We start from the raw sequence: 15801 nt of genomic DNA, 5'->3' as shown, positions 1-15801 counted from the left end.
GCGCCGGCCCGGCCGCCGAGCGGGGACGGTCAGCGGGGGCCGTTGCGGCGCAGCCAGGTGGCGATCTGACGCTCGCCGCGCACCGTCGCCCAGCGCCGAGCGGCGGGCGAGAACCGGGCCGCGACCTGGACGGGCGCGTGGCTCGCCCACGCGACGGGCACGGCCCACGGCAGCTCGGCGGGGAGCCCCAGGTCGCGCAGGCCCTGTCGGCCGGCGAAGACGCCCTCGAGGCTGCCCAGGTAACGCTGATAGAAGCCCCGCCGCAGCCCCTGCGCGACCGGGTACCGGTGCCGGCCCCAGTTGCCGTACAGCGCGCGGCCGAGGACGGCGGAGTCCGCGTCGGGTCCGGGCGCGTACTGGCCGATCTGCACCATGCGGCGCCGGCCCTCCCCCTCGGTCGCGGGCAGGACGTGTTCGTCGAGGCCGAGCAGCCAGCCGACGTAGCGCCACAGCGCCATCACGTCGCGGCCCTCGTCCGCGGAGACGGGCATGCCCAGCGCGCGCAGACCGAGCAGGAAGGTCGTGGAGAAGAGGCCGAGCGTGCCCAATTGGTCGGACTGGTTGATGGGCACGCCCCACTGCGCCCGGTCCCAGTCGTCGCGGCGCAGCAGGGTCGTGTTGGCGAGGCCGTGGATCACCCGGACCTTCACGGCCGACCGCCAGGCGAGCCCGTGCGGTCGCACGTCGCCGCCGATGATCTCCGACCACCACTGCGTGGTCTCGTGGATGCGGGCGTCCACCCCGTCGACCATGCCGCCCGTCGCGACGAGCTGGCGCGTGGTCGCGGAGGTCGTGTACCCGGTCATCAGCGACGCCGTCGCGAGGACGTCGAGCCCGAGCGAACCGGATCGCCGGCAGACGGCGGCGCCGCGCTCGCAGGCGTCGAAGTCCACCCAGGCGGGCGTCGCGGCGGCGCCGACCGCGTCCAGCAGCTCCTGGAGCGCGGGGTTCTCCGTGGCGCCCGACGCCAGCGCCGCGTCGAGGTCGCGCATCGAGTAGGCCCGGTCGTCGATCATCGCGCGGCCGAGCCGGTTGCCGAGCTCGTCGCCGCGGTCCACCGCTTCGCCCGCCCAGGCGATCTCCTCCGCCGTGAACGGGCGGCGATCCTTCTGCAGGAGCCGGAGGGCGCGCACACTGCCGGCGGCCCACTCGGGGTCGCGGTCGAAACGTGCGGGGGTGTCGACGGTGCGGGGGGCTGCGAGGGTCATGGCCCGAGCGTAACCCAATCTGGCTACATCCTGTAGCCACAATCTCGTAACGGTCTCCCCGCCGCCTAGGAGGACACCTCCCGCAGGCGCCTGAGCACCGCGGACAGCTCTCGGTTGCTGAGGATCCCCGCCACCATGATCTCCTCGACCGTCGTTGGCGAGGCGTCGATCCGGCCGGCGCTCGCCGCGATCGCCAGGTGCATCCCGCCCACCGCGATCATCCGCGCCGACAGCTGCGCATCCTCGTGCTCCGGCGGGTCGTCGAGGATCTCCTCGGCCTGGGCCGCCATGGCTCCCGCGAGCAGGTCGATCAGCGCCTCCCGCCGCGCCCGGAGGCCGGGATGCACGTCCGCGCCGACGAGCAGGGCGGACCGGCGCGGATCGGCACTGATCGCGCCGAGCGAGCTGCGCACGCCCGCCCGCACCTTCCGCTCGACGACGTCGGGCGCCTCCGGCGCGACCGCCGCGATCGCGGTGGCGACATCACCCATGAGCTCCGCCGCCATCACGTCGAAGGCAGCGGTGAGCACGTCGTCCGGCGAGTCGAAGGCCTCGCGGAAGTAGCGCGCGTGCAGGCCCGCCTCGGCGCACAGCGAACGCGCGCTCACCGCAGCGACGCCGTCGCGGGCGACCACGGTGAGCGCGGCGTCGAGGAACCGCGCGCGCCGCTCCTCGCGGCGCGCCTCGGCGCTCGCGCCGCTGTAGCGGCGCCCCTCGGTCTCGGTCATCGGGCCAGCGTATCGCCCGCGACGCCCGCGGATCAGGCGGAGGCGGCGAGGATCTCGCGCGGGTCGAAGGTGACGTTCACCGCGGTGATCAGGCCGTCCTCGACGCGGGTCCAGTTCGCGACCGCGGTCGCGGGCGCGCCGCCCATGCCCAGGTCGAACCAGGTGATCACATCGCGATCGTCCGCGAGACGGGCGCGGACCTCGAGCGAGTCGGTGGCCTGCGCCATGCCGCCGAGCCCCTGGAGGAACTCGTCGGGCCCGTGCGCGACGCCGAAGACCCCGGTGAAGACGCAGTCGGGTGCCAGGTACGGGCGGAGCGGGGCGAAGTCCTTGGCCTCCCAGCAGCGGAAGTAGGTCTCGGCGATCCGGCGGGGCGTGCTGTTCTCGGTCATGACTCCACTCTGCGGCCGACGCAGTCAGAAGTCCAACAGCTGTCTCTGATTCGAACTATCATCATCAGTGATGGAACTGCACCAGCTCCGCTACCTCGTCGCCGTCGCCGACCGCGGCTCGTTCACGGCCGCCGCCGACGCACTGCACGTCGCCCAGTCCGGCGTCTCCGCGCAGGTCGCCAAGCTCGAACGCGAACTGGGCCACCGCCTGCTCGAACGCGGGGCGCGCACCGTCGGCCTCACGTCCGAGGGGGCGGAGCTGCTGCCGCACGCCCGGGCCGTGCTCGCCGCCGTGGACGCCGTGCGGACCGTCGCCGACGAGCTGACCGGCGTCGTCCGCGGCCACGTGCGGCTCGGGACCGTCATCGGGTGCACGATCCCGGGCTACCTCACGGGCTTCGCGGCGTTCCGCGTCGCGCACCCCGCGGTCACCGTCGACGTCGTGGAGGGCGATTCGGACGACCTCGTCGCCGACCTCGTGGCCGGAGCGCTCGACGTCGCGCTCGTCGCGCACGCCCGGCCGCTGCCGGAGCCCCTCGCCGCGCACCGGCTGATCCGCGAGCCGCTCACCGTCGTCGTGCCGGAGGGCCACCCCTGGGCCCGGCGGGAGTCCGCCGACTGCGCCGACCTCGCCGGTGCGACGGTGCTGTGCCTGCCGCGCGGCTCCGGCGTGCGCGCCGCGCTCGACATCACGTGCGCCGCGGACCGCACCGTCGTCGAGCCGACGGTGCAGGCGCACTCCCCCGAGGCACTGCTCGCCCTCGTCGAGCACGGGGCGGGGGTCGCGGTGCTCACCGCGTCGATGGCGGCCGGGAGGCCCGGCCTGGCGACGGTGCCCCTGGCCCGGTCGGCCCGGACCGAGTTGTCCCTCGCAACGCGGGCGGCACCGTCGGCGGCCGCGGGCGCGATGACCCGCACGCTGCGCGAGCACCTCGCCGGCGATCAGGCGGCCGCGGGCCGCCACCGGGTCAGGGCCGCGCCGAGCGCGACCACCGTGAGCGCCGCGACGCCGAGCCCGAGCGCCGGGTAGGTCCACGCCGAGACGACCATGCCGGAGGCGAGGCCGCCGCCCGCGCCGGCCACCGCGATGAGCACGTCGACCTTGCCCTGCACCCGGGCCCGGTCGGCGAGGTCGGTCCCGTCGACGACGAGCGCGGTCCCCGCGACCAGCCCGATGTTCCAGCCGACGCCGAGCAGCACGAGCGCGACGATGTTGACCGCCAGCGACTCCCCGGGCACGAGGGCGGAGACCAGGCCCGCGGCGGCGAGCACGACGCCCGAGGCGACCACCATCGGGACGCGACCGATCCGGTCGACGAGGACGCCCGTGATCGGCGACGGGAGGTACATGCCCGCGATGTGCAGGCCGATCACCATGCCGACGGCCCCGAGCCCGTGCGAGTTCGCCGCCATGTGCACGGGCGTCATCGTCATCACCGCGACCATCGCGATCTGGGTGACCACCATGACCGCCGCGCCGAGGAAGGCCGCGGGCCGGACGCCCCCGCCGGGCGCCCCCGCCGCGGCCTCGGGGACGGCGCCGAGCTCGCGGGCGAGCAGCAGTGGGTCCGGACGGAGCAGCACGAGGATCACGGCACCGGCCGCGGCGAAGGCGACACCCGCGAGCAGGAAGGGGCCGGCCAGCGCCGGCAGCCCGAGCCCGCGCGCGAGGGAGCCGAGTGGCGTGACCAGGTTGGGACCGGCCACCGCGCCCAGCGTGGTGGACACCAGCGCGAGGCTCACCGCGGTGGCGCGCTTCGCAGGCGCCGCGAGGTCCGTGCCCGCGTACCGCGCCTGCAGATTCGTCGCCGTCCCCGCGCCGTAGAGCAGGAAGGAGGCGAATAGCAGCGGAACGCTCCCGATGCCCGCGGCGAGGACCACCCCGGCCGCGCCGACGGCGCCGGTCGCGAAGCCCGCCGCGAGCCCGAGCCGCCGGCCGGAGCGCTGGCTGATCCGTCCCACCAGGTAGGCCGCACCCGCGGAGCCGAAGGTGAAAACGGCGACCGGCAGCCCGGAGAGCGCCTCCGAGCCGAGCATCTCCTGCGCGAGCAACGCCCCGACGGTGACGCCCGCCGCGAGCCCGGCGCCGCCGAGCACCTGGGCGAACATGACGACGGCGAGGGTGCGGCGCTGCACCCGCTCCCGCACTGAACCGGCCTCGACCTCGATGTCCACGCTCATGCCCCGTCCTTCCAACTTGTATCCCAGTTGTATCCTAATGAGCCGGGTACTGTCCAGAGGTCCCACGACATCTCGCAGCGAAGGAGCGTCATGCCCGCAGCCGACGGCGCCACCACCGCGGCCGAGCGCGCGCACGCCCACATCCGCGACGCCATCGTGGGCGGCGGTCTCGAACCGGGCACGATGCTCAGCGAGAACGCGCTGGCCGGCGAGCTCTCGATGAGCCGCACTCCCGTGCGCGCCGCGCTGGCGCGGCTGCAGGAGGAGGGCTGGGTCCGCATCTACGCCCAGCGCGGCGCGCAGGTGCAGGGGCTCACCCCGCGGGAGATCCGCGAGTCCGCCCAGTTGCGGCTGGCCCTGGAATCCGCGGGCGTCTTCCACTCCGGCGAGGCGGCGCGGCGGGATCTCGACGAGCGCATGCAGCCGAACCTCGCGGAGCAGGAGCGGGCGCTGCGGGCCGGCGACTTCCCCGCTTTCGCCGAGGCCGCGATGGCCTTCCACAGCGCCTTCGTCGACCTCGCGGACAACGAGTTGATGTCCGCGACCTACGCGCGCCTGCGGGACCGGCAGCGGTTCTCCCTGACCCACCACGCCGGCCGCATCATCGGGGACGCCGACCACACGATCGCCGACCACCGCGCCGTCCTCGCGGCCGCCGTCGCGGGCGACACCATCGAGTTCACGCGGCTCCTCGACGCCCATCAGCGCGACAGCTACGGCACCGGCGGCCCGCACCTGTAGCCCCGGCCGGGCCTCCCCGGCGCGACGCCGCCGGACGGCTAGACTCCCCGGGTGAGCGAACCGCCGATCGTGCCGAAACTGCTGGACACCGCGGTCACCGCGCTCGGCGGCAGCAAGCGCGAGGGCCAGGTGCGGATGGCCGCGGCCGTCGCCCACTCGCTGGACACCGGCGAGCACCTCGCCGTGCAGGCCGGCACCGGCACCGGCAAGTCGCTCGCCTATCTCGTGCCCGCGATCCGGCACGCCGTGACCACCCGCAAGACCGTCGTCGTGAGCACGGCGACCATCGCGCTGCAGCAGCAGCTCGTGGACCGCGACCTGCCCCGCCTGGCGAAGGCGCTGAAGCCGGACCTGGGCCGGGAGCCCGAGTTCGCCATCCTCAAAGGCCGCGGGAACTACCTGTGCCTCAACAAGTTGCACAGCTCGGTCGCCTCCGAGCCCGACAGCGAGGAACTCTTCGACCCCTTCGCCGCGTCGCGGCTCGGCCGGGACATGAAGCGCCTGCGCGAGTGGAGCAGCGACACCGAGACCGGCGACCGCGACGAGCTCACCCCCGCCGTGAGCGACCAGTCCTGGCGGCTGGTCAGCGTCGGCGCCCGCGAGTGCCTCGGCGCCACCAACTGCACCTACGGTCAGGACTGCTTCGCCGAGGCGGCGCGCAAGCGCACCGGCCAGGTGGACGTGGTGGTCACCAACCACGCGCTCCTCGCGATCGACGCGATGACCGAGGTCAAGGTGCTGCCCGAGCACGACGCCGTCATCGTCGACGAGGCGCACGAGCTGGTGGACCGGGTGACCTCGGTCGCCACCGCCGAGCTCACGGGCGCGACCGTCGCGGCGGCGGCCCGCCGCGCGGGCAAGCTCGTCGAGGAGGAGATCGCCGACTCCCTCGTCGCGGCCTCGGAGGGCCTCACCCGCCTGCTCGACGACTCCGGCACGCGGCGCTGGCTCGGCCTGCCCGACGGTGCCGGCCCCGCCCTCGCCGCCGTCCGCGACGCCGCATGGGCCACCCGCACCGCCGTCGGCCCGGCGCGCGGCGCCAACCTCGACGCCGACGCCGCCGCGGCACGCAGCGCAGCACTCACCGCCCTCGACGACGTGCACGACACCGCGGTCCGCGTGCTCACCGCCTTCGACGAGCCCGACGAGTCCAAACGCCGCGACGTGGTGTGGACCTCCGACGTCCCGAACCGCGGCGGCGGCTTCCGTCGGACGCTGTACGTCGCGCCGCTGTCGGTCGGCGGCCTGCTGCGCACGCGCCTGTTCGGCGAGTCGACGGTCGTGCTCACCTCGGCGACGCTCGCGGTGGGCGGCGCCTTCGACTCCGTCGCCGGCTCGTGGGGCCTGCCGCGCGCGGGCGGCGACGCACCGACGCCCGAGCCCGACCGGGACCCGGCGCTGGCGACCGGCAAGAAGCCGGACGGAAACCTCGAGTGGAGCCACATCGACGTCGGCTCGCCCTTCGACTACCCCCGGTCGGGGATCCTGTACGTCGCCACGAAGCTGCCGCCGCCCGGGCGCGACGGCACGGCGCCCGCGATCCTCGACGAGATCGAGACGCTGCTGACGGCCGCGGGCGGGCGCACCCTGGGCCTGTTCAGCTCCACCCGCGCCGCGAAGGCCGCCGCGGAGGCCCTGCGCGAGCGCGTGGACACGCCCATCCTGTGCCAGGGCGAGGGCAACACCGGCCAGCTCGTGCGGGACTTCGCCGCGGACCCGGCGACGTCCCTGTTCGGCACGCTCAGCCTGTGGCAGGGCGTCGACGTGCCGGGGCCGTCGCTCTCGCTCGTGCTCATCGACCGGATCCCCTTCCCGCGGCCGGACGACCCCCTCCTCACGGCCCGGCAGCGCGCCGTCGAATCGCGGGGCGGGAACGGCTTCATGGCGGTCGCGGCCACCCACGCGGCCCTACTGCTCGCGCAGGGCGTGGGCCGCCTCCTGCGCTCCACCGACGACAAGGGTGTGGTCGCCGTCCTGGACTCGCGCCTCGCGACGGCCCGCTACGGCGGCTTCCTGCGCGCCTCGTTGCCGCCGTTCTGGGAGACGGCGGACCGCGCCACCGCGGTGGCGGCGCTGCAGCGCCTCTCGCAGTCCTGACCCGCGGTTCCGGACCCGTCCGGGCACAACCGGAAAGGCCCGCAGGTGGGGCCGCGCGGGGGCCCGCGCGGGGCGGAAGTACTCGCCCGTAAACCGGCCGCTTCGACTACCGTTGACCCGGTGACAGGGCGCATCGGCATCGACGACATCGAACCCGTGGTGTCGGGCGGGCAATACCCGAGCAAGGCGGTCGTCGGCGAGGTCGTGCCGGTGTCCGCCACCGTCTGGCGCGAGGGCCACGACGCCGTCGCGGCGTCCGTCGTCGTGACGGGGCCGGACGGCACGTCGACCTACATCCGCATGTCGCCCGCGGCCGAACCCGACCGGTTCCACGCCGTCTTCCGCCCGGACCTCACGGGCTACTGGTCGCTCCGGATCGAGGGCTGGTCGGACCCGGCCACCACCTGGCGCAGCGCCGTGCAGAAGAAGCTCGCCGCCGGCCAGGGCCCGGCGGAGCTCGCGAACGACCTGGAGCTCGGGGCGCGCCTGTTCGAGCGCGCCGCCGGCGGCGTGCCCGACGGTGACCGCGGCCCGGTCCTCGCCGCGGCCGCCGCGCTCCGGGCCGGCGACCGCAGCCTCGTCGAACGCACCGGCGCCGCACTGCATCCCGACGTCACCCGGCTGCTGCAGCAGTACCCGGTGCGGGAGCTGATCACCAAGTCCCGCACCTACCGGGTCTGGGTGGACCGCACCCGAGCCCTGTTCGGCTCCTGGTACGAGCTCTTCCCGCGCTCCACCGGCGGCTGGGACGCCGAGGGCAGGCCCGTGCACGGCACGTTCCACACCGCGGCGGAGGAGCTGCCCCGCATCGCGGAGATGGGCTTCGACATCGTCTACCTCCCGCCGGTCCATCCGATCGGGAAGGTGAACCGCAAGGGCCGCAACAACACCCTCACGCCCGAGGAGCACGACGTCGGCGTCCCGTGGGCGATCGGCTCCGACGAGGGCGGGCACGACGCCGTGCACCCCGCACTCGGGACGCTCGACGACTTCGACTACTTCACCCAACGCACCCGCGACCTGGGCATGGAGGTCGCACTCGACCTGGCCTTCCAGGCCGCGCCGGATCATCCCTGGGCGAGGGAGCATCCGGAGTGGTTCACGGTGCTGCCCGACGGCACCATCGCCTACGCCGAGAACCCGCCGAAGAAGTACCAGGACATCTACCCGATCAACTTCGACGACGACCGGACCGGCATCTACCGGGAGCTGTTGCGCGTCACCCTGTTCTGGGTGCAGCGCGGCATCGAGATCTTCCGGGTGGACAACCCGCACACCAAGCCGCCGGACTTCTGGTACTGGCTGATCGCCGAGGTGAAGAAGGTCAACCCGAACGTCCTGTTCCTGGCCGAGGCGTTCACCCGCCCGGCGCGGATGTACGGGCTCGCCAAGGCGGGCTTCACGCAGAGCTACACGTACTTCACGTGGCGCACCGCGAAGTGGGAGCTCGAGGAGTTCGCGCGGGAGCACGCGGCGCAGGCCGACGTGTGCCGGCCGAACCTCTGGGTGAACACGCCGGACATCCTGCACGAGAGCCTGCAGCACGGCGGGCCCGGCATGTTCGCGATCCGGGCCGCGCTCGCGAGCACGCTCTCCCCCAGCTGGGGCATGTACTCGGGTTACGAGCTCTACGAGCACGTCCCGGTCCGCGAGGGCAGCGAGGAGTACCTCGACTCCGAGAAGTACGAGCTGCGCCCGCGCGACTACAAGGCGGCACAGAGCCGCGGCGAGTCGCTGGAGCCGTGGATCACCCGGCTCAACGAGATCCGCCGCCGCCACCCCGCCCTGCAGCAGCTGCGCAACCTGCACTTCCACGCCGTCGACAACGACGCTCTGATCGCCTACAGCAAGCACGACGCGACCACGGGCGACCTGGTGCTGGTGGTGGTGAACCTCAACCCGTTCGGGGCGGAGGCGGGCAACGTGTGGCTGGACCTGCCGGCACTCGGCCGGGACTGGCACGAGCGCTTCCCGGTGCGCGACGAGGTCTCCGGCGAGGTGTATCACTGGGGGCAGGCGAACTTCGTCCGACTGGAACCCTGGCGCAACGTGGCCCACATCCTGGTCCTCCCGCAACTCGACCCGCAGCAGCGACGGGAACTGTCCTACCGGGAGCCCTAGCGGCGCAACGGCCCTGCACACTGCTGAGGAAGGCCCCACCCCATGACCGAGAACCCCGCCGCGGCAGCGGCCGTCGACCCCGACACCGCCGCACGCCTGCTCTCCGGCGCCTACCACGATCCGCACGCGATCCTGGGCGCGCACCCCACCTCGCGCGGGACCGTGCTGCGCACTCTGAAGCCGGGCGCCACCGCCGTCGCGGCCGTGATCGGCGGGGAGAGCTACCCGCTGGCGCAGCTGCAGGGCGAGCTGTGGGGCGCCGAGGTGCCGATCAGCGACCTCGCCGACTACCGGTACGAGGTGCTCTACCCCGCCGGCCGCACCGTCGTGGCCGACGGCTACCGCTTCCTGCCGACGATCGGCGAGCTCGACCAGCACCTGATCTCCGAGGGCCGGCACGAGCGGCTGTGGGACGTGCTCGGCGCGCACCTGCGCAGCTACACCACCCCCGACGGCGAGGTCACGGGCACGTCGTTCGCTGTGTGGGCCCCGAACGCCCGCGGCGTCACGGTGATCGGCGATTTCGAGTACTGGTCCGGCGAGTCCTACCCCATGCGCACGCTCGGCTCCTCGGGAGTCTGGGAGGTCTTCGTGCCGGGCGTCGGCGACGGCGCGGCCTACAAGTTCCGGATCTTCACCGAAGGCGGCGGCACCGTCGAGAAGGCGGATCCGATGGCGCGGCGCACCGAGGTGCCCCCGGCCACCGCGTCGATCGTCACGCACAGCACGCACGAGTGGCGGGACGCCGCGTGGATCACCGAGCGGGCCAGGCAGATCCCGACCGACCGACCCATGAGCACCTACGAGGTGCACCTGGGCTCGTGGCGGCAGGGCCTGAGCTACCTGGACCTCGCCCGCGAGCTGGCCGACTACGTCACCGAGACGGGCTTCACGCACGTCGAGCTGATGCCCGTCGCCGAGCACCCCTTCGGCGGCTCCTGGGGCTACCAGGTCACCTCGTACTACGCGCCCACGTCCCGGTTCGGCACCCCGGACGAGTTCCGCGAGTTCGTGGACGTGCTGCACGAGCGCGGGATCGGCATCATCGTGGACTGGGTGCCCGCCCACTTCCCCAAGGACGCCTGGGCGCTCGCGCGGTTCGACGGCAAGGCGCTGTACGAGCACAGCGATCCGCAGCGCGGCGAGCAGCTGGACTGGGGCACCTACGTCTTCGACTTCGGCCGCCGCGAGGTGCGGAACTTCCTGGTGGCCAACGCCCTGTACTGGTTCGACGAGTTCCACATCGACGGCCTGCGGGTGGACGCGGTCGCCTCGATGCTCTACCTCGACTACTCGCGCCCCGAGGGCGGCTGGACCCCGAACGTCTACGGCGGCAGGGAGAACCTCGAGGCGGTGGAGTTCCTGCAGGAGATGAACGCCACCGTGCACAAGCTCTTCCCCGGCGTGGTCACCGTCGCCGAGGAGTCGACGAGCTGGCCGGGCGTCACGCGCCCGACGAACCTCGGCGGCCTCGGCTTCACCATGAAGTGGAACATGGGCTGGATGCACGACACCCTGGGCTATCTCGGGCGCGATCAGGTGCACCGCAACTTCCACCATCACGAGGTCACCTTCTCGCTGATGTACGCGTGGAGCGAGAACTTCGTGCTCCCCATCAGCCACGACGAGGTGGTGCACGGCAAGGGCACGCTGTGGACCCGGATGCCGGGCGACGCGCACACCAAGGCGTCCGGCGTGCGCGCCCTCCTCGCGTACATGTGGGGCCACCCCGGCAAGCAGCTGCTGTTCATGGGCCAGGAGTTCGGGCAGGTCCGCGAGTGGTCGGAGGAGCGCTCCCTGGACTGGGACAGCCTCGACGGCTGGGAGGGCGAGCTGCACGCCGGGATCCAGGCGCTCACGCGGGATCTCAACGCCGCGTACCGCTCGCACCCCGCGCTGTGGAGCCAGGACACCACCCCGTCGGGCTACGAATGGGTGGACGCGAACGACTCGCAGAACAACGTGCTCAGCTTCCTGCGCTGGGGCAGCGACGGTTCCGTGGTGCTGTGCCTGTACAACTTCTCCGGGCAGACCCACGAGCGCTACCGCGTCGGCGTGCCCTTCGCGGGCTCCTGGCGCGAGATCCTCAACACCGACTCCACGGATTACGAGGGCACCGGCGCCGGCAACATGGGCGGCGTCACCGCGGAGGCGCGGTCCTGGCACGGCCGCGAGGCCTCGGCGGAGGTCGTGCTCGGCCCGAACTCCGCCCTCTGGCTGACCTTCGACGGGCAGTGATGCGCGAGCTCGCGCCCGGCGTCTGGTTCGGCGGCGGCACGCACGTCAACTTCCTCGCCCTGGTCGACGGTGCCGACGTCACCCTGATCGACGCGGGCTGGGCCGGCGACGTGGACCGGGTGGAGGCGGAGCTGGCGTCGATCGGCCGCCGCCCCCAGGACGTCCGGGCGATCCTGGTGACGCACGCGCACATCGACCACGTGGGCGGCATCGCGAAGCTGCACGAGCGGTACGGCACGCAGGTACTCGCGCACCCCGACGAACTCGCGCACGCCCGCGGCGAGGCGCACGAGCAGGCGGCCCCGCTGGACCTGCTGCCGATCATGTGGCGGCCCCGCACCTGGAAGTGGATGGCCGACGTCGCCCGCGTGGGCGTGCTGGGGCACGTGGAAATGCCCTACGCCGAGCCCTTCGCACTGCCCGCGGCCGGCGCGCCGCTGGACCTGCCGGGCGCGCCGGTGCCGGTGCCGTGCGCGGGCCACACCTCGGGGCACACCGCCTTCCTGCTGCCGGGCGGCGTCGTCGCGACGGGCGACGCCCTGGTGACCGGCCACCCGCTCTCGGGCACGACGGGGCCGCAGCTGTTGCCGGCGTTCTTCTCCCACGACCCGGCGGCCACGACCGCCGCACTCGACACGATCGCCGTGCTGGACGCCGACCAGCTGGCCCCCGGCCACGGCGAGCCGTGGCGCGGGGACCCGGCGGACGCCGTCACGCAGGCGCGCGCTACCGGCAGGTGACGGCGATCTCGAAGGGCTTGCGGACCACTCCCGCCGCCGGGTCCGCGATGCTCGCGCCCTGTGCGGTACCGGTGATGGTGTAGCGGGTCCCTTCGACCCGCACCGTGGCCTCGCCCACGCCGCCGCCCACCGCGAGGGTGGTGCCGTCGGCGGTGATGCCCACCGTCTGCAGGACCGGCGGGTTGTGGGTGGTCATCGTGACGGCGACGGCGCCGTTCGCGCCGCCGGTACCGATCACGAAGTTCTCCCCCTGCCGGACGCAGGACACGGTCGACAGGTCCACTCCGGAGACGTCCTTGCCGTCGACCTTGACGACCGCGTCGGCGCCGGACCGGACCGACCCCGCGTCCTCGCCCCCGCCGCACGCGGCGAGTCCGAGAGCGGCGAGGGCGACCACCGAGGTGGTGACGAGGGAACGATGCACGGGGGCCTCCTCAGGCACGGGTACTACTTGCAGGTGACGACGATCTCGAAGTCCTTCGAGACCATCCCCGCCATCGGGTTCGAGATGCTGGCGCCGGACGCGGTGCCGCTGATGGTGTAGCGGTCGCCGTCGACCTTGACGGTCGCCTTACCGACGCCGGGACCGACCGCGAGGGCGGTGCCGTCGACGGTGATGCCCACGGTCTCGACGGTGGGCGGGTTGCCGTCCTTGAGGGTCGCGCCGACCCCGCCCGACGCGCCGCCGGCGCCGATCGCGAAGCGATCGCCCTGCTTGGCGCAGCCCACGTTGCTGAGGTCGACGCCCGTGAGGTCCTTGCCGTCGACCTTGACGACGGTCTTCGCGTCGGTGTTCGCCGACGCCGTGTTCGCGGGTGCGGAGTCCGAGCCCTTGTCGGATCCCCCGCCGCAGGCGGTGAGTCCGATCGAGGCGAAGACCACCGCCGAGGCGATGACGAGGGAGCGATTCATAGCGGGCCTCCTTAGGCACGGAACCGAATTCGGGCTTTTCACCCGAGTGGAGGAAAGCACACGTCAGTGCGCGACGGGCGACTTCTCGGAGTTCGATTGCAGTCCCACCGCCGGCTCGATCCCCCACCGCACGAGGAGGTCCTGCATGATCGGCACCGCGGTGCTCGCCCCCGGCGACGCGCCGAGCAGGCCGGCGATGGTGCCGTCGGCGCCCGTGACGAGCTCCGTCCCCTGCTGGAGCACGCCGATGCGACGGCGATCCGGGGTCACCAGCTGTGCCCGCTGGCCCGCGGGGACGAGTTCCCACTGCGCCGGGTCGGCGGCCGGGTAGAACCGCTGCAGCTGGGCGAACCTCGCCCGCCGGCTCGCCGCGAGCTGGGCGACGAGGTACCGCACCAGGGCGAGGTTCTGCAGTCCGGCAGCGGCGATCACGTGCAGGTTGCCGGGCCGCAATGTGGTGAAGAAGTCGGTGAGCCGGCCCCGCTTGAGGAGCTTCGTGCTGAACGTGGCGTACGGGCCGAACAGGAGGTGATCGGCACCGTCGACGTACCGGCGGTCCAGGTGCGGCACCGACATCGGCGGCGCGCCGATGTCGGCCTGCCCGTACACCTTCCCGTCGAGGCGGCGCGCCACCTCGGGGTCTGAGCAACGGAGAAACGCCGCCCCGACGGGGAGCACGGCGTAGCCCCTCACCTCGGGCAGCCGCGCGCTCTGCAGCAGCCGCAAGGCCTTGCCGCCCGCGCCGACGAAGACGCGCCGGGCGCGGATCTCGAAGCGCCCCTGGGGTCCCCGGCCGCGCACCGTCCATCCCGCGAGGGTGCGGCGCAGCCGCGTCACCTCGTGGCCGAAGCGCACCTCGCCGCCGGCGTCGGTGAGGATCGCGGTGAGGCCGCGGGTCAGCGCCCCGAAGTCGACGTCGGTGCCGCCGGGGTGGCGGGTGGCGGCCATGCGGCCCCACATGGACTCGGGTCCGCGGCCCTCCATGACCAGCGGCGCCCACTGCCGGATCGTCTCCGGGTTCTCCGTGTACTCCATCGCCGCGAACTCCGGGTGCGTGCGCAGGGTCTCGAAGCGCTGCCGCAGGTAGGTCATGTCGCGCTCGCCGAAGACGACGTCGAGGTGCGGGGTCGGGTGCAGGAAGCCGCCGTCGAGCAGGCCCGCCGCGACGAGGCCGTCCCACCAGGCGCGGGTGCGCCCGAACTGTTCGACCATCGACACGGGCTTCGTGCCGTCGGCGGGGTCGGGCATGTAGTTGAGCTCGCAGAAGCCGCTGTGGCCGGTGCCGGCGTTGTTCCAGGGCCCGCTGCTCTCGGTGGCGAGCGCGTCGGCGCGCTCGAGCAGCAGGATCCGCCAGTCGGGCCGCTCCTGCGCGAGCATCGCGCCGAGCGTCGCGGACATGATGCCGCCGCCGATCAGGACGACGTCGGCGTCGAATCCCGGGGTGGAGTGGGTGACCATCGGATCCTCCTCTAGGTGGGTTCGGCACCAGCATCGAACGCGCGATACTCATCCGTCCAATGAAGTCTTGCGGAGATATGATCCGAATATGGATCAATGGCTGAGCCTGCTCGCCCCGCAGCTGCAGGCGCTCGCCGCCCTCGCGGCGCACGACGGGCACATGACCCGCGCCGCGGCCGCGCTCGGCATCCCCCAGTCGTCGATGAGCCGCCGGATCCACTCCCTCGAGGGCGATCTGCGGACCCCGCTGCTCGTCCACGCCGGGCGCACCGTGCGCCTGACCGCCGCTGGCGAGGACCTGGCCCGGCGGATCCGGGATCCGCTGCGCGAGCTCGGCCTCGCGATCGACGCGGTGGTGGGCGAGGGCGACGGCGAACACGGCACCGTGCGGTTCGGCTTCCCGCTCACCATGGGCTCGGGCCGCCTACCGGACCTGCTCTCCGCCTTCCGCCGCGCGCACCCCGGGATCACCGTGACGCTCAAGCAGGGGCACGGCTCGGAGCTCGTCCGCGACCTGGAGACCGGCGCCCTGGACCTCGCGGTGACCATTCCGCCGCCGGAGCGGCTGCCGCACACCGTGATCGGATCCCAGGAGATCCTGGCCGCGCTCCCCCGCACCCACCCGCTCGCCGGGGCGAAGAAGATCCGGCTGGCGCAGTTGCGGTCCGAGACCTTCATCGCCAATCCGCCCGACTACCACCTGCGCGGCACCACCGAGCGCTGGTGCACCGCGGCCGGCTTCACGCCCGCGATCGCCGTCGAGGTCACCGAATTCGCGACGATCCGCGAGCTCATCGCCCGGGGGCTCGGCGTCGCCCTGCTCCCGCACGACGACCGCGCACCGTCGGACGTGGCGGAGGTGCCGCTGGCGGGCGAGCACCGCCGCGCCGTCGCCCTGGCCCGCGCGACGACCACCCTCGCGCCGGCCACCCGGCACCTGCACGACTTCATCCTCGACACCGCCGAAGGGCGCCCCGGGTAGGCC

General features: G+C 73.3%; 14 protein-coding genes. 7 read left to right on the top strand and 7 right to left on the bottom strand.

Annotated features, from left to right (window positions below; all coding sequences use genetic code 11):
- Window positions 1–29: 29 nt before the first annotated feature.
- The 3 genes from WFK95_RS18935 to WFK95_RS18925 form a co-directional block, all read right to left on the bottom strand.
- On the bottom strand, window positions 30–1208 hold the full coding sequence (locus WFK95_RS18935; protein ID WP_224646383.1) for an oxygenase MpaB family protein: 1179 nt from the start codon (window positions 1206–1208) through the stop codon (window positions 30–32).
- 65 nt (window positions 1209–1273) lie between these two features.
- Window positions 1274–1936, bottom strand: coding sequence for a TetR/AcrR family transcriptional regulator (locus WFK95_RS18930; RefSeq protein ID WP_336671588.1), 663 nt, complete (start codon window positions 1934–1936; stop codon window positions 1274–1276).
- Window positions 1937–1968: 32 nt separating this feature from the next.
- Window positions 1969–2328, bottom strand: coding sequence for a nuclear transport factor 2 family protein (locus WFK95_RS18925; RefSeq protein WP_336671587.1), 360 nt, complete (start codon window positions 2326–2328; stop codon window positions 1969–1971).
- Window positions 2329–2398: 70 nt separating this feature from the next.
- Here WFK95_RS18925 and WFK95_RS18920 point away from each other — a divergent pair, with 70 nt between their 5' ends.
- Window positions 2399–3358, top strand: a complete 960-nt coding sequence (locus WFK95_RS18920) for a LysR family transcriptional regulator (RefSeq protein WP_336671586.1) — start codon at window positions 2399–2401, stop codon at window positions 3356–3358.
- On the opposite strand, the gene WFK95_RS18915 is transcribed toward WFK95_RS18920, so the two are convergent.
- Window positions 3271–4509 carry an MFS transporter gene (locus WFK95_RS18915; RefSeq protein ID WP_336671585.1) on the bottom strand — a complete coding sequence of 413 codons (1239 nt, stop codon included), beginning with the start codon at window positions 4507–4509 and terminating at the stop codon, window positions 3271–3273. The genes WFK95_RS18920 and WFK95_RS18915 overlap by 88 nt on opposite strands.
- Before the next feature lie 90 nt (window positions 4510–4599).
- On the opposite strand from WFK95_RS18915, the gene WFK95_RS18910 reads away from it, so the two are divergent.
- The 5 genes from WFK95_RS18910 to WFK95_RS18890 all read left to right on the top strand — a co-directional run bounded on the left by WFK95_RS18910 (window position 4600) and on the right by WFK95_RS18890 (window position 12446).
- Window positions 4600–5250 (top strand): GntR family transcriptional regulator, encoded by a 651-nt coding sequence (locus tag WFK95_RS18910; RefSeq protein ID WP_336671584.1) that lies wholly within the window; start codon window positions 4600–4602, stop codon window positions 5248–5250.
- Between the two features lie 51 nt (window positions 5251–5301).
- Window positions 5302–7347: an ATP-dependent DNA helicase gene (locus tag WFK95_RS18905; RefSeq protein WP_336671583.1), complete on the top strand. Its 2046-nt coding sequence runs from the start codon at window positions 5302–5304 to the stop codon at window positions 7345–7347.
- Window positions 7348–7467: 120 nt separating this feature from the next.
- Window positions 7468–9468, top strand: coding sequence for an alpha-1,4-glucan--maltose-1-phosphate maltosyltransferase (locus WFK95_RS18900; protein ID WP_224646390.1), 2001 nt, complete (start codon window positions 7468–7470; stop codon window positions 9466–9468).
- A 42-nt stretch (window positions 9469–9510) separates the two neighbouring features.
- On the top strand, window positions 9511–11706 hold the full coding sequence (glgB, locus tag WFK95_RS18895) for a 1,4-alpha-glucan branching protein GlgB (protein ID WP_336671582.1): 2196 nt from the start codon (window positions 9511–9513) through the stop codon (window positions 11704–11706).
- Complete coding sequence (locus WFK95_RS18890; protein WP_224646392.1) at window positions 11706–12446, top strand: MBL fold metallo-hydrolase; 741 nt, start codon at window positions 11706–11708, stop codon at window positions 12444–12446. The genes glgB and WFK95_RS18890 overlap by 1 nt, the downstream gene beginning before the upstream one ends.
- Here the strand turns inward: WFK95_RS18890 and WFK95_RS18885 are convergent.
- From WFK95_RS18885 to WFK95_RS18875, 3 genes are all read right to left on the bottom strand, one after another.
- On the bottom strand, window positions 12433–12870 hold the full coding sequence (locus tag WFK95_RS18885; RefSeq protein ID WP_224646393.1) for a lipoprotein LpqH: 438 nt from the start codon (window positions 12868–12870) through the stop codon (window positions 12433–12435). The two genes, WFK95_RS18890 and WFK95_RS18885, sit on opposite strands and share 14 nt — an antisense overlap.
- Window positions 12871–12893: 23 nt before the next feature.
- A complete protein-coding gene (locus WFK95_RS18880) occupies window positions 12894–13358 on the bottom strand; it encodes a lipoprotein LpqH (RefSeq protein ID WP_224646394.1) in 465 nt (154 codons plus the stop codon).
- Window positions 13359–13421: 63 nt separating this feature from the next.
- Window positions 13422–14816 (bottom strand): malate:quinone oxidoreductase, encoded by a 1395-nt coding sequence (locus WFK95_RS18875; RefSeq protein ID WP_336671581.1) that lies wholly within the window; start codon window positions 14814–14816, stop codon window positions 13422–13424.
- 88 nt (window positions 14817–14904) lie between these two features.
- Here WFK95_RS18875 and WFK95_RS18870 point away from each other — a divergent pair, with 88 nt between their 5' ends.
- Window positions 14905–15798, top strand: coding sequence for a LysR family transcriptional regulator (locus tag WFK95_RS18870; RefSeq protein ID WP_336671580.1), 894 nt, complete (start codon window positions 14905–14907; stop codon window positions 15796–15798).
- Window positions 15799–15801: the final 3 nt, after the last annotated feature.

It is taken from the genome of Tsukamurella sp. USMM236, assembly GCF_037148755.1.
GTDB lineage: Bacteria > Actinomycetota > Actinomycetes > Mycobacteriales > Mycobacteriaceae > Tsukamurella.
The sequence above is the reverse complement of the archived record's forward strand: the minus strand, read 5'-3'. Positions and strand labels throughout refer to the sequence as shown.

Bases quoted from the DNA above. Each gene is read 5' to 3' on its own strand.
- WFK95_RS18880 (WP_224646394.1), bottom strand. From the start codon at position 13,358: ATGAATCGCTCCCTCGTCATCGCCTCGGCGGTGGTCTTCGCCTCGATC.
- WFK95_RS18910 (WP_336671584.1), top strand. From the start codon at position 4,600: ATGCCCGCAGCCGACGGCGCCACCACCGCGGCCGAGCGCGCGCACGCC.
- WFK95_RS18935 (WP_224646383.1), bottom strand. From the start codon at position 1,208: ATGACCCTCGCAGCCCCCCGCACCGTCGACACCCCCGCACGTTTCGAC.
- glgB (WP_336671582.1), top strand. From the start codon at position 9,511: ATGACCGAGAACCCCGCCGCGGCAGCGGCCGTCGACCCCGACACCGCC.
- WFK95_RS18915 (WP_336671585.1), bottom strand. From the start codon at position 4,509: ATGAGCGTGGACATCGAGGTCGAGGCCGGTTCAGTGCGGGAGCGGGTG.
- WFK95_RS18930 (WP_336671588.1), bottom strand. From the start codon at position 1,936: ATGACCGAGACCGAGGGGCGCCGCTACAGCGGCGCGAGCGCCGAGGCG.
- WFK95_RS18890 (WP_224646392.1), top strand. From the start codon at position 11,706: ATGCGCGAGCTCGCGCCCGGCGTCTGGTTCGGCGGCGGCACGCACGTC.
- WFK95_RS18870 (WP_336671580.1), top strand. From the start codon at position 14,905: ATGGATCAATGGCTGAGCCTGCTCGCCCCGCAGCTGCAGGCGCTCGCC.
- WFK95_RS18875 (WP_336671581.1), bottom strand. From the start codon at position 14,816: ATGGTCACCCACTCCACCCCGGGATTCGACGCCGACGTCGTCCTGATC.
- WFK95_RS18920 (WP_336671586.1), top strand. From the start codon at position 2,399: ATGGAACTGCACCAGCTCCGCTACCTCGTCGCCGTCGCCGACCGCGGC.
- WFK95_RS18925 (WP_336671587.1), bottom strand. From the start codon at position 2,328: ATGACCGAGAACAGCACGCCCCGCCGGATCGCCGAGACCTACTTCCGC.